10 protein-coding genes and 1 tRNA gene are annotated in these 12,659 nt (G+C 68.6%); 7 read left to right on the top strand and 4 right to left on the bottom strand.

Annotated features, from left to right (window positions below; translation table 11 throughout):
• Positions 1 to 427: 427 nt before the first annotated feature.
• Genes DMC61_RS02325 through DMC61_RS02315 form a run of 3 tightly spaced genes read right to left on the bottom strand, consistent with a single transcriptional unit; the run spans position 428 to position 5,072 of the window.
• Complete coding sequence (locus DMC61_RS02325) at positions 428 to 760, bottom strand: hypothetical protein (RefSeq protein WP_125686409.1); 333 nt, start codon at positions 758 to 760, stop codon at positions 428 to 430.
• A 9-nt stretch (positions 761 to 769) separates the two neighbouring features.
• Positions 770 to 1,810 (bottom strand): PLP-dependent aspartate aminotransferase family protein, encoded by a 1,041-nt coding sequence (locus tag DMC61_RS02320; protein ID WP_125686407.1) that lies wholly within the window; start codon positions 1,808 to 1,810, stop codon positions 770 to 772.
• 25 nt (positions 1,811 to 1,835) lie between these two features.
• Positions 1,836 to 5,072, bottom strand: a complete 3,237-nt coding sequence (locus tag DMC61_RS02315; protein WP_233594675.1) for a penicillin acylase family protein — start codon at positions 5,070 to 5,072, stop codon at positions 1,836 to 1,838.
• Between the two features lie 141 nt (positions 5,073 to 5,213).
• Between DMC61_RS02315 and DMC61_RS02310 the strand changes: the two genes are divergently transcribed.
• Together DMC61_RS02310 and DMC61_RS02305 are read left to right on the top strand one after the other, a co-directional pair.
• Positions 5,214 to 5,588: an FKBP-type peptidyl-prolyl cis-trans isomerase gene (locus DMC61_RS02310; RefSeq protein WP_125686405.1), complete on the top strand. Its 375-nt coding sequence runs from the start codon at positions 5,214 to 5,216 to the stop codon at positions 5,586 to 5,588.
• Between the two features lie 57 nt (positions 5,589 to 5,645).
• Entirely contained in the window at positions 5,646 to 6,086 is a 441-nt protein-coding gene (locus DMC61_RS02305) for an SRPBCC family protein (protein WP_125686403.1), read from the top strand.
• A gap of 142 nt (positions 6,087 to 6,228) precedes the next feature.
• Here the strand turns inward: DMC61_RS02305 and DMC61_RS02300 are convergent.
• Positions 6,229 to 6,311 (bottom strand) — tRNA-Leu (locus DMC61_RS02300).
• A 130-nt stretch (positions 6,312 to 6,441) separates the two neighbouring features.
• Here DMC61_RS02300 and DMC61_RS02295 point away from each other — a divergent pair.
• The 5 genes from DMC61_RS02295 (at position 6,442) to DMC61_RS02275 (ending at position 12,658) form a co-directional block, all read left to right on the top strand.
• A complete protein-coding gene (locus DMC61_RS02295) occupies positions 6,442 to 7,698 on the top strand; it encodes a DUF3662 and FHA domain-containing protein (RefSeq protein WP_125686401.1) in 1,257 nt (418 codons plus the stop codon).
• A gap of 160 nt (positions 7,699 to 7,858) precedes the next feature.
• Positions 7,859 to 8,326: an FHA domain-containing protein gene (locus DMC61_RS02290; RefSeq protein ID WP_007030429.1), complete on the top strand. Its 468-nt coding sequence runs from the start codon at positions 7,859 to 7,861 to the stop codon at positions 8,324 to 8,326.
• A complete protein-coding gene (locus DMC61_RS02285) occupies positions 8,323 to 9,720 on the top strand; it encodes a PP2C family serine/threonine-protein phosphatase (protein ID WP_016330504.1) in 1,398 nt (465 codons plus the stop codon). Before DMC61_RS02290 ends, DMC61_RS02285 begins: the two co-directional genes overlap by 4 nt.
• Complete coding sequence (locus DMC61_RS02280) at positions 9,720 to 11,198, top strand: FtsW/RodA/SpoVE family cell cycle protein (RefSeq protein ID WP_016330503.1); 1,479 nt, start codon at positions 9,720 to 9,722, stop codon at positions 11,196 to 11,198. Before DMC61_RS02285 ends, DMC61_RS02280 begins: the two co-directional genes overlap by 1 nt.
• Complete coding sequence (locus tag DMC61_RS02275) at positions 11,195 to 12,658, top strand: penicillin-binding protein 2 (RefSeq protein ID WP_016330502.1); 1,464 nt, start codon at positions 11,195 to 11,197, stop codon at positions 12,656 to 12,658. The genes DMC61_RS02280 and DMC61_RS02275 overlap by 4 nt, the downstream gene beginning before the upstream one ends.
• The last annotated feature ends 1 nt before the right edge of the window (position 12,659 follow it).

The following is a 12,659-nucleotide window of genomic DNA, read 5'->3' as shown; positions in this document are numbered from 1 at the left end:
ATCGCAACACACGGTGACTCCCACCGTGCGACCACCCTGGGGATTCCCACGATCGGGTGACAGCGTGATACTGCCCGAAAAGCATCGTCCGACGTAGTGAAAAGAGGGTGACAAGAGCCACTGGGAAAACCGGTAACACCACCGGGATCAGGGCCGATACAAGGCCCCGAAAGTCGCTCCACGGTGGGGAAACTTGCGGCGACGAAGGAATGTTAACACCCGGAGGGCCGGAACGACGGCCTTGCGGAAGTATTTTTTCCGCTTCCGCGACCCGGCGGGAAAAGGCCCGTTTTCCTGGGCGACTTCATTCCGCACAGTGATTACTCGGACCGTTGTCACCGGTCGAACCACACCTTCGGAGTATCCGTTCGTGAACTATTGCCCATCCGGACGTGAATGCCGGTGCCGGGCAACCTGAAGGTCACGATCAGAACACCAGGAACAGGGCCACGGCGAACGACAGCACGCCGACGAGGCCCCCGGCGAACAGCCAGGGCTTCGGCGACGTCCGCTTCCGCACCGCACGGACGCCGCCCACCCCCGCGAGCAGGAGGCCGAGGCCGAACCCGATCCCGGGGATGAAGGTGGCGAGGGTCCGGTTCTCCGCGTCGCAGGCCCAGACCCCGTCACTCGGGCAGGACGTCGCCGCGAGTTCGGCCAGCAGGCCCGCCGCGATGATCGCGGCGAAGCCCAGCACCAGGAGCCAGAACAGGCCCCACAGCCATTGCCCGAGCCGCCGAGGCGGTTTCGTCTCGTCCACGTGCCCAAGCTAGCCGAGTGCGGAGGCCAGATCGGTCCAGAGATCTTCCGGATCTTCGAGACCGACGCTGAACCGGACGAGCCCCGCGGGCACGTGGGCGTCGCCCGCCATCCAGGCCCGTCGCTCGACCAGGCTCTCCACCCCGCCGAGGCTGGTGGCGGCGCGGATCAGCCGCAACGACCCGATGACCTTGTCCGCGGTCTCGGCGTCCGGGAGTTCGAACGCGATCATCGTGCCGGAGCCGGGATAGCGCACCCGGGTGATCGCGGGGTGGTCGAGCAGCCGCGTCGCCAGCAGCTTCGCCGTGCGGGTCTGCTCGGCCAGCCGCACCGGCAGGGTCCGCAGCCCGCGCAGGGCCAGCCACGCTTCGAGTGCTCCCGGTGTCGACCCCAGCCTGGTGCGCGCGTCGCGCAAGGCTTTCGCGACGCCTTCGTCGGCCGCGATGGTGAGGCCGAGCAGAAGGTCGCTGTGGCCGCCGATGAGTTTCGTCGCGCTGTGCACGACGATGTCGGCGCCGAGCTCCAGCGGCCGCTGACCGAGCGGGGTGGCGAACGTGTTGTCCACCGCGACCAGGCCGTTCGCCGCGGCGGCGATCGTCTCGATGTCGATGACGTCGAGCGTCGGGTTGGTCGGCGATTCGAGCCAGAGCAGGTCGGCGTCCGCGGCGGCGACCCAGGCGGCCGTGTCCTCCGGCTCGATCTCGGTCACCACCAGGCGGCCGGTGCCGTGCGCGTGCGCGAGCAGTCCGCGAGACCCGGCGTAGGAGAACGTCGGGACACAGACCTTCGCCCCGACCGGCAGGGTGTCGACGACCGCGCTGAGCGTCGCGATCCCCGACGCGAACGCCGTGGCGTGCCCGCCTTCGAGCGCGCCGATCGCGGCTTCGAGGGCCTCCCAGGTCGGGGTGCCGTCCTGCCGCGAGTACGCGCGGTCGGCGCCGGCGTCGAAGGTGCTCGCCGCGACGATCGGCACGTTCAGCGGCTCGCCGGGCCCTTCCGGGCGTCCGGCGGCGACGGCGAGGGTGCGGGGTGACCAGTCGTTCGTGTCCACCCCGCCACCGTAAACCGTGCCCTCGTCAGTGGGCGTACACCTCGAACTCGTAAAGGGAGTAGCCGTATTTCGTCCCGCGCTGGACACCGGCCATCCGGACATAGCGCCCGTCCACCGCCTCGAAGGCGACGTTGTCCGTTCCGCCGTTTCCGTCCACTATGGACGCCGCGTCCCGCCAGTTCGTGCCGTCGGACGAGACCTGCACCTTGTACGCCTTCCCGTACGCGGATTCCCATTGCAGGACCACGCGGGAGACGCGCTGCACCGAACCGAGATCGACGGTGATCGACTGGTTGTCACTCCAGTCGCTGGCCCAGCGGGTCGACAGGTCGACGTCGATCGCGTTGGACGGCGGCGAGTTGTACCAGCCGGTCTCGTGGCTGCTCGCGCTCACCGAACGGCCGGTGGCGACGTTGGCGATGTTGTCGCCGCGTTTCGCCGGGAATTCCACGACCTGCTGGAAGGTGGGCCGGTTCTGGGTGCTCATCTTGTCCTGCGTGATGCCGCCGAGCGCGCGGTGGATGATCGTGTCGGCGCACCACTGGTCGCCCGCGGCGCAGTCGCCGTCGCCGGGGTACACGGTGTTCGCGGGCTGCGCGGCCGCCTGTGTCAGCGAGTCGAGCAGCACCTGACGGCAGGCGGTGACGTCGCCGCCACCGCAGTACTTCACGGCGAGCGGGCCGGCCACGTTCTGCCCGAGGACCGAACGGATGTCCTTGTGCACGTAGCCCCACCAGCCGGACTGGTACGACGAACCGGCGTGCCCCTGGCCGACGTGCTTGCCGGGAACCTCGTTCTGCCAGCCCGAAGGTGACTCGTTGATCTTCAGCACGCCGACCATGGCGCCGTAGGCGGCGTCACCCATACCGGGTTTGAACTGGGCGTTGACCAGCAGCGGCCACCAGGCGTCCATGATGCGGATCGCGTCGGCGTTGGCGTAGGCCTTGCTGCCCGGCGCGGTCTCCGAGCGCAGACCGCCCGCGGCGAGCCAGGTCTTGAGCTTCGCCACCGCGTCCGCGGCGGGGCCGGTCACCGGCGCCTTGTCGATCACCTTGAACAGTTCCGGCAGCACCTTCTCCGCGCGGAGGTCGGCCAGCGCCGCCTCCTCCATGGCCTGCGTGAGGTTCACCCGCGTCACCTTGGTGCCACTGGAGACCATCTTCTTGACCCGCGCGTCGATCAGATCGCCGCGGTGCACGGAACTCTTGTCCGCGCCGCTGGCCGCGTAACCGCTGGCCTGCGCGTTGTTCCAGCTGATGTAGTAGTCCTGGTTGATCGACTGCGGATGCTGCGAAGACGGCGTGTAGTTCGCGAGGTTGCCGTCGGGATTCCAGCCCTGCCAGTCGAATCCGGCGTCGGCCTTCACCGGCATGGCCGGGTCGACGTTCGGATTGCGGACAGGATTCGAGCCGGAGTTGAAGTACGCGACGTCACGCGAATCGGCGTAGAACCAGTTGTAGGTCTGGTTGACGTCGGCCGCCGCGGCCTGGAAGTCCTGCGCGGACTTGATCGCGTCCGGGTCGTTGAACTTCTGGAAGCCGATGATGGTGTCGATCTCGTGCTGGAACGTCGACCGCAGCGACGCGTACGCCACCGGCTTCCCATTGACCAGCGCCCGGCTCGTCACCGGCCCGTACTTGGTGCGGAAGCTGCGCAACGTGTACGAACCTTCGGCCGTCCCGTCGGCGACCGTGGGCTTCCACGCGTTCTTGCGTTCGACGATCTCGAAAGGCAGGCACTGGCCGCGGAAGCGGTAGAAGTTGGAGTTCTTCGTCGGGGCGGAGCCGTTCTGCTCGCACAGTTCGACGGCGTAGGTGTCGATGATGTCCTGCGACGCCGAAGTCGCGCTCCACGAGTAATCCTTGCCGCGGCCGAGGAGCACGTACATGCTGATCCCCGCGAACGAGGCGCCGCGAGCGCTGATACCCGGGCCCTGGATCTCCTGCAGCATCAGCAGTTGTGGCGCGAAGTAGCCGGCCTGCGGGCCGAAGACGGCGACCGGGTGACCGCTCGCGGTCTTGGCGCCGGACACCACCAGCGCGTTGGACATGCCGTGCTTCTCCGACAGCAGGTTCCCCGGCAGGACACCGTCGTCGAAGATGCCGCGGACGGCCTTCTGGTCCTCGGGCGCCGGAACGTCCACCTTGGCGGGCGTCGCCGTGCCGGCGGAACCGGTCGGGTCGAAGACCAGCTGCTGCCCGGTGACCGAACCCTTGTCCGGCATCGCCGCGCCCTGCGGGTTCGACGGCGCCTTGCCGTAGTCGAACGTCTGTCCATTGTGGAGGGTCTTGACGGTCTCGGGATCATCCTCGGACCGCAGGCTCCGCCAGACCTTGTCGCCTTGTTCGAGGCCGTACTTCTCCTGCATCGCCATCTTCGCGATGGCGTTCTGCACCTCGCCGCCACCGCCGGCACCGAACTGCGCCCCGACGACGGCGGCGAGCACGACGAGATCGGTGAGCTTGAACGGCTCGATGGTCCCGGCGTTCGTGATCGCGTCGACGTGCCCGGTGAGCACGTACTCGCCGGGGAAGTAGCGGCCGCCGTGCGCGTCGGAGATGTACTTGTTGACGCCTTGCACGTAGGCCTCGGCGTCGGCCTTGCCCTGCGCGCCGCGCGGACCACTGGCCGCGGCGTTGTCGATCTGCTTCTGGAGTTCCTGCTCGGTGTACGGCGCCGAGGAGAAGAAGCTCTGTTCGAGTTCGCGGTTGCCCTGCGCGCCACCGGCGAACGAGGTCAGCTGGCCGCGGCCGACGCGGCGCATGATGTCCATCAGCCACAGGCGGTCCTGCGCGGCGGCGTATCCGGCGCCGTACATCGTGCCCGGCCGGGTGGTGCCGACGATCCGGGGCACACCGGTCGCCTTGTCGCGGGTGATCGTCACGTCCGAGCGCGGTTTGATCGTGCTCTCGACCTGCCCGGACGGAACCCCGAACGAGGCGTCGTTGAAGAACTGGTTGATCTTGTCGGTGGTCAGTGTCTTGTAGCCGTCGGCGAGCGAGGCGTATTTGCCGAGCTGATCGGCCGAATGCGCTGGCCGGGTGCCGAACGCCTTGTGCGCCAGGATCTCGGCGAGCGTGGCGTTCCCCTTGGTGCCGGGCGGGAGGATGTCACCGCACTGGCCGCCGCAGTAGTCGTCGAGCGCGGCCGCCACCACCGAGTTCCGTGGCACTTCCGCGGCGTTCGCCTGCAGTGCCGGAACGGTGCCCGCCACCAGCGTCAGCCCCGCCAGCGTCGTCAAGACCCGTATGCCTCGTCGCATGAAAGACCTCCGTCGTCGGAGAGTGACGAGGCGCACACTACCCACGGGTATCCAAATTTGTGAAGACTATTCGCGTTCTTGCCACCGTTCGGCGGAACACTCGCCCTGCGGACCCGCTACCTGCGCAGGTAGCTTATGGACATGTCTTTGCAGAAGCCCCAGATCGACCGCCCGGAGGGCCCCGCGCCGTCCGACCTGGAGAAGTCCGACATCACCGTCGGCGATGGCCAGGAGGCGAAGGCCGGCGACACCGTCTCGGTGCACTACGTCGGCGTCTCGCACTCGACCGGCGACCAGTTCGACGCCTCGTGGGACCGCGGCGAACCGCTGCGCTTCGGCCTCGGCAAGGGGCAGGTCATCCCCGGCTGGGACCAGGGCGTGGCCGGGATGAAGGTCGGCGGCCGCCGCAAGCTGGTCATCCCGCCGCATCTGGCCTACGGCGAACGTGGCGCCGGCGGCGTCATCAAGCCGAACGAGACCCTGATCTTCGTCGTCGACCTCATCGGCGTCAGCTGATTCACCCGGCCCGGCGGAGCTTCTCCGCCGGGCCTTTTTCCGGTCTACGGTGCTGTGATGAGCGTCGACGTGCGCACCGAGATCGTCATCGACGCGCCTCGTGACGAAGTCGCGGCCTACGCGGCCGATCCGTCGAAGGCGCCGAGCTGGTACGCGAACATCAAGTCGGTGGAGTGGCGAACGCCACCACCGCTCGCCGTGGGTTCGAAGATCGCCTTCGTGGCCGAGTTCCTGGGCCGCCGCCTCGCCTACACCTACGAGGTCACCGACCACGTGCCCGGCGAACGCCTCACCATGCGCACCGCCCAAGGCCCGTTCCCGATGGAGACCACCTACACCTGGGCCACCGTCGAGGGCGGCCGAACCCGCATGACCCTCCGCAACCGAGGCACCCCCACCGGCTTCACCAAACTGGCCGCGCCCCTCCTGACCACCAAGATGCGCAAAGCCAACACCACCGACCTACAGACCCTGAAAGCCCTGCTAGAGCGCCCCTAGAGCGGCCTAGACCCATCCACCCCACCAACCGCCACCGACCGCACCGCGGGGGTCCGGGGGGCTCGGCCCCCCGGGAACCGACGAGCGACGACCACATGAAAGAAGGCCCCGTCGCGCTAGCGAAGGGGCCTTCAACCAAGAGTGGGCGAGGAGGGAGTTGAACCCTCACGTCCTTTCGGACACACGGACCTGAACCGTGCGCGTCTGCCATTCCGCCACTCGCCCGAGTGCTTCGTTCTCTGACAGCTCGCAAAGCGTAGCAGGCCGTTTTCACGGGTTTCACCGGGGGCCGTGTCCGACTGGCCGTACCCGGATAGGATCGACGGGGAAGCACACGTGTGAGGAGGGTTGCCCGGTGGGCCGCGTCGAACGGTTTGACAGACGGCTCGAGAACCTCGTGGGCAATACCTTCGCGCGCATGTTCGGTGGCAACGTCGTCACGCAGGAAGTGGCGGTGGCGCTCGAGCGCGAGAGCGAGGAGAACGTTCGTGAGCTGGCCGGTGGTCGACAGCTCGCTCCCAACCACTACATCGTGTCGTTGGGGCAGGCTGATCACGAGCGGATGGCCGGAGACGAACGGCGGGTCACCTCGGTGTTGGCGGAGGCGGTCAAGGAACACCTCGCCGAGCACGGATGGGACACCTATGGTGACGTCGTAGTTTCGCTCGAGCGCAACGAGGCGCTGCATACTGGACAGTTCAAGACCCGTTCGTCCGTCGATCCCGACGTCAAGCCCCACGGCGCCGAAGGTTCGTCACGGTCGGCACGACCCAGCAACGCAGGAGACCCAGCAATGAGCCAGCCCCCCGGCTACGGCCAATACGACCAGGGTGACCCGTACGGCCAGCAGGGCCAGTACGGCTACGGACAGCAGGCTGGCCAGCAGCAGCCCGGGTACGACCAGGGTTATGGCGGCCAGCAGCAGGGCGGCTACGACCAGGGTTACGGCGGCGGCGCACAGCAGCCCGGCTACGACCAGTACGGCGGCCAGCAGCAAGGCGGCTACGACCAGGGCTATGGCGGTCAGCAGCCCGGGTACGACCAGTACGGCGGCGGCCAGCAACAGCCCGGCTACGACCAGGGCTATGGCGGCGGCGCACAGCAGCCCGGCTATGACCAGTACGGCGGCCAGCAGCAGGGCGGCTACGACCAGGGTTACGGCGGCGGCGCACAGCAGCCGGGGTACGACCAGTACGGCGGCCAGCAGCAGGGTGGTGGCTACGACCAGTACGGCGGCGGCCAGCAGCAGCAGTACGGCCAGCCCGCCGCGGACCCGTACGCGCAGGGCGGCGGCTACGGCGGCCAGCCGGCGGCGGGCCGTCAGCTCACCGCGAGCCTCCAGCTGGACGACGGGTCGAACCGCTCGTACTCGCTCAAGCAGGGCGGGAACGTCGTGGGCCGCGGCCAGGACGCCGACTTCCGGCTCCCGGACACCGGCGTCTCGCGCCGTCACCTGGAGATCACCTGGGACGGCCAGAGCGCGACGCTCGCGGACATCGGTTCGACGAACGGCACGACCGTCAACGGCACGCCGGTGCAGACCTGGCAGCTGGCCGACGGCGACGTGATCCGCGTCGGCCACTCGTCTCTCGTGTTCCGTACGCAGGGCTGACCGGCGGCGTCCGGAGGGGGTATCGCAGAATTGCGGTGCGGGACCTGTGGTGGATCGGCACCGGGGGTCGTACGCGGAGAGCAAGGCCGTTCGGAGCCGACCATCCCGGACGGCACGGGCTCTCCGCGGCGTACAGGAGAAACGGGAGCGGACACAACAAGTGCCAGAGCTGGTCGTTCAACTCACCAGGGTGGGCTTTCTCGTGCTGCTCTGGCTCTTCGTGTTCGCCGCGTTGCGTGTCGTCCGTTCGGATCTGTACGCGGCCTCCGGGCTGCGAGTGGCCGTCCCGACGTTCGGCCGCAAGAAGAAGGAAAACAAGAAGCCGCGCGGCGGGAAGTCGCCGCAGCAGCTGCTCGTGACCCATGGTGCGCTGGCGGGAACCAGGATCGCCTTGGACGGCAGGCCGATCCTGATCGGCCGCGCCGACGACTCGACTCTGGTGCTGGACGACGACTACGCGTCGACCCGGCACGCCCGGATCGCCCTGCGCGGGGAGGATTGGTACGTGGAAGATCTGGGTTCGACGAACGGGACGTACCTCGACCGGGCTAAGGTCACGGCACCCCTCCGGGTCCCGCTCGGAGTCCCCATCCGGATCGGCAAAACGGTGATCGAGCTTCGCCCATGACTCTCGTCCTCCGCTACGCGGCTCGCAGCGACCGGGGCCTGGTGCGTTCCAGCAACCAGGACTCCGTGTACGCAGGTCCCCGCCTGCTCGCCCTCGCCGACGGCATGGGTGGGCACGCCGCGGGTGAGGTGGCCAGCAAGGTCGTCATCGCCTCACTCGCGCCCCTCGACGACGACGATCCCAGCGACGATCTCCTCGCTCAGCTGAGAGAGGCCGTCCAGAACGGCAACGCCGCCATCGCCGAGCTCGTCCAGCAGGACCCGGACCTCGACGGGATGGGCACCACCCTGACCGCCGTGCTGTTCGCCGGTTCGCGGATGGGTGTCGTGCACGTCGGCGACTCGCGGGCGTATCTGATGCGCGGCGGTCAGTTCTCGCAGATCACGCGGGACGACAGCTTCGTCAACGAACTTCTCGAACAGGGCCGGATCACGCCGGAAGAGGCCGCGGTGCACCCGCAGCGGTCGCTGCTGCTGAAGGCGCTGACCGGGCACGAGGTCGAGCCGAGCCTGACCGTGCGCGAGGCCCGCGCCGGTGACCGGTACCTGATCTGCTCGGACGGCCTGTCCGGCATGGTCAGCGACGAGACGCTGTCCGAGGCGATCCAGATCCCGGATCCGCAGGCCTGTGCGGACCGGATGATCGAGCTGGCGCTCAAGGGCGGCGGCACGGACAACGTCACGGTGATCATCGCCGACGTCGTCGACGTCGACTTCGGCGAGGACGCGCCCATCGTGGGCGGCGCCGCCGGGGACGGCAGCGACGAATTCCACCAGGGCGACTCCCCCGCCGCCCGCGCCCGTGCGCTGACCCAGCCCGCGCCGCAGCCGCGGCCGGAGGTCCAGCCCCAGCAGGAGGACCCCAAGGTCAAGCGCCGGAGGCGATTTCGCTGGCTGGCGGGAGCGGTGGTCGTCCTGATCGTGCTGGCCGCGGCGGCGATCGCCACGCGGTATTTCGTGCTGAGCCAGTACTACGTCGGCGAGGGGCCCGGCGAGGAGGTCGTGATCTACCGCGGCGTCCCCGGCAGCATCCTCGGCATCGACCTGCACGCCTACGAGCAGGGCTCGTGCCCGCCGGGCGGGCTGTGCACCGACAAACTGCTGGTGCCCGCGTTGCAGGAGGACGCGCGGATCGCGGTGAAGAACGGCGTCAAGAAGGACAACCTCGACGACGCCCGCAAGTACATCGACGACTTCCTGCGGCCGCACAAGCAGCTGGCCGACTGCAAGCCCAACACCAGCTCGACTTCCACGCCGCCTTCCGCTTCGTCACCGCCTCCGGTGTCGTCGTCGGCGGCAGCCCCTTCTACCCCCGCCTCGCCGAGTTCGGCGAACCAGCCAGCGGGGAGGGACTGCTCGACGCCGGCCACGGCAGCACCAGGGGGCGGTAACTGATGAGCACGCCGCTCGCCGATCCGGCTTCGGCCCAGTTCGCCACGAACCCTCCGCGCGAGCTGCCCAAGCGGCGCGGGACCGAACTCGTCCTCCTGGCGTTCGCGACGTTCATCGTCACCGTCGCACTCGTGCTGGTGGAGGCGAACCAGGAGCAGGAGCTCACCAGCTCGATCATCTGGCTGGGGCTGTCGTACCTCGGGGTGCTGACGGCGGCGCATCTGGCGGTCCGCCGCTGGGCGCCGTACGCGGACCCGGTGATCCTGCCGTGCGTCGCGCTCCTGAACGGGCTCGGCCTGGTGATGATCCACCGGATCGACCTGGCGCTCGCGGAACGCGCGGTGCAGCAGGGCAAGGAGTACACGCCGGACGTCACCAAGCAGGTGCTGTTCACGGCGATCTCGCTGGTGTTGTTCGTGGTGGTGCTGGTCGTGATCAGCGACCACCGCACGCTGACCCGCTACGGCTACACCTGCGGTCTGGTCGGCATCGTGGCGCTCGCGCTGCCCGCGGTGCTGCCGTCGAGCCTTTCCGAGGTCAACGGCGCGAAGGTCTGGATCAAGCTGCCGTTCTTCTCGATCCAGCCCGGCGAGTTCGCGAAGATCCTGCTGATGATCTTCTTCGCTTCGTTCCTGGTGACGAAACGGGACCTGTTCATGGTCGCGGGCAAGAAGATCGTCGGCGTCGAGCTGCCGCGCGCCCGTGACCTCGGCCCGATCCTGATCGCGGCGGCCGCCTGCCTCGGCGTGCTGGTGTTCGAGAAGGACCTCGGGACGTCGCTGCTGTTCTTCGGCGTGACGCTGATGATGTTGTACGTCGCGACCGAGCGGATCATCTGGGTGGTGCTGGGCGTCGGCTTCTTCGCCGCCGGCGCGATCATCGCCTACAACCTGTTCACGCACGTCCAGCAGCGCGTCCGCAACTGGATCGACCCGCTCGCCACCTACGACGACGCGGGCGGCGGCTACCAGGTCGCGCAGGGGCTGTTCGGGCTCGGCACCGGCGGGGTCGGCGGCACCGGGCTCGGCGCCGGACGGCCGGACATGGTCCCCGAGGCCAAGACGGACTTCATCACCACCGCGATCGGCGAGGAGCTCGGCTTCATCGGCCTCGCCGCGATGTTGATGCTGTACCTGATCCTGGCGACACGCGGGATGCGCAGCGCCCTCGCGGTCCGCGACACCTTCGGCAAACTCCTCGGCGGCGGCCTCTCGTTCGCCATGGTCATGCAGATCTTCGTCGTCGTCGGCGGCGTCACGAACCTGATCCCGAACACCGGGATCACCGCCCCGTTCCTCTCGCGCGGCGGCTCTTCCCTGCTCGCGAACTACATCCTGGTGGCCCTCCTGCTCCGAATCTCCGACGCCGCCCGCAAACCCGCGGTGCGGCCGAAGCCGCAGCAGCCCCAGGCACCGCTCGCCGAAGCCCACACGGTGATGGTGCAGCGGCCGCCCGCGAACGGTGAGGGGAGCGCCTCGTGAACACCCCGCTCCGCAAGGTCGGCATCGCCATGCTCGTCATGGTGGTGCTCCTGCTCGCCAACGCCACCTACATCCAGGTGGTCAAGGCCGACGACTACCGCACGGACTCGCGCAACCTGCGGGTGCTCTACGACGAGTACTCCCGCCAGCGCGGCCTGATCGTGACGCCGGACGGCACGGCGCTCGCGAAGGTCGAACCCTCGAACGACAAGTACAAGTTCATCCGGACCTACGCCGACGGCCCGATGTACGCGCCGGTCACCGGCTACTACTCGATCAACTACGGCTCGGGCGGCCTGGAGCGGTCCGAGGACGACGTGCTCAACGGCTCGGATCCGCGGCTGTTCGTGCGGCGCCTGTCTGACATGGTCACCGGCCGCGACCCGCGCGGCGGGAACGTGCGGCTGACGATCAACCCGGCCGTGCAGAAGGCCGCGTACGACCTGATGACGCAGAAGGGTTACACCGGCTCGGTGGTCGCGATCGAGCCGAAGACCGGGCGCATCCTGGCGATGGTCTCGACGCCGTCGTACGACCCGAACAAACTCGCCTCGCATGTCGGCAAGGAGCAGATCGCGGCCTGGGGCCAGTGGCGCGACGACCCGAAGAAGCCGATGCTGAACCGCGCGATCTCGGAGACCTACCCGCCGGGTTCGACGGCCAAGCTGCTGGTGACCGCGGCCGCGCTGGAGAACGGCAAGACGGCGGACATGCCGGTCAACACCGCGCCCAACGTCAAGCTCCCCGGCACGCAGACGACGCTGGAGAACTACGGCGGCGCGGCCTGCAAGGGCAGCACGCTGAAGGAAGCGCTGCGGTACTCCTGCAACGTGCCGTTCGCCGAGCTCGCCGGCGAACTCGGCAAGGACAAGCTGAACGCGACGGCGAAGAACTTCGGTGTCGGCGAGGATTTGACCGTGCCGATGCGCGTCGCCGCCTCCTCCCTCGGGCCCCTCGAGTCGAAGGCGGCGCTGTTCCAGAGCGCCATCGGGCAGCGCGACGTGCGGCTGACCCCGATCCAGGACGCGCTGCTTTCGGCGACCATCGCCAACAACGGGATGGCGATGAAACCGCAGCTGGTGCAGGCGCTGCTGGCGCCGAACCTGTCGACCATCGAGGACTACAAGCCGGCCGAGCTGACCGGTGACGCCGCGATGTCCAGCGCGAACGCCGCGATCCTGCGCGACATGATGCTGGCGTCGGAGGAGAACACGAAGGGCGCGGGCAAACGAGGCGACATCCAGATCGCCTCCAAGACCGGCACCGCCGAGCACGGCAACGACCCGAAGAACACCCCGCCGCACGCCTGGTACACCGGGTTCGCGCCGGCGATGGACCCGAAGATCGCCGTCTCGGTGATCGTCGAGTCCGGGGGTAACCGCGGGCTCGAAGCGACCGGTGGCACCGTGGCCGCGGAGATCGGCCGCGCCGCCGTCAACGCCATGCTCGGGGGTGGATAGC

Source organism: Amycolatopsis sp. WAC 04169 (assembly GCF_003947535.1).
GTDB lineage: Bacteria > Actinomycetota > Actinomycetes > Mycobacteriales > Pseudonocardiaceae > Amycolatopsis > Amycolatopsis keratiniphila.
Note: the sequence above shows the minus strand (reverse complement) of the source record. Positions and strands in the feature narration are given on the sequence as shown.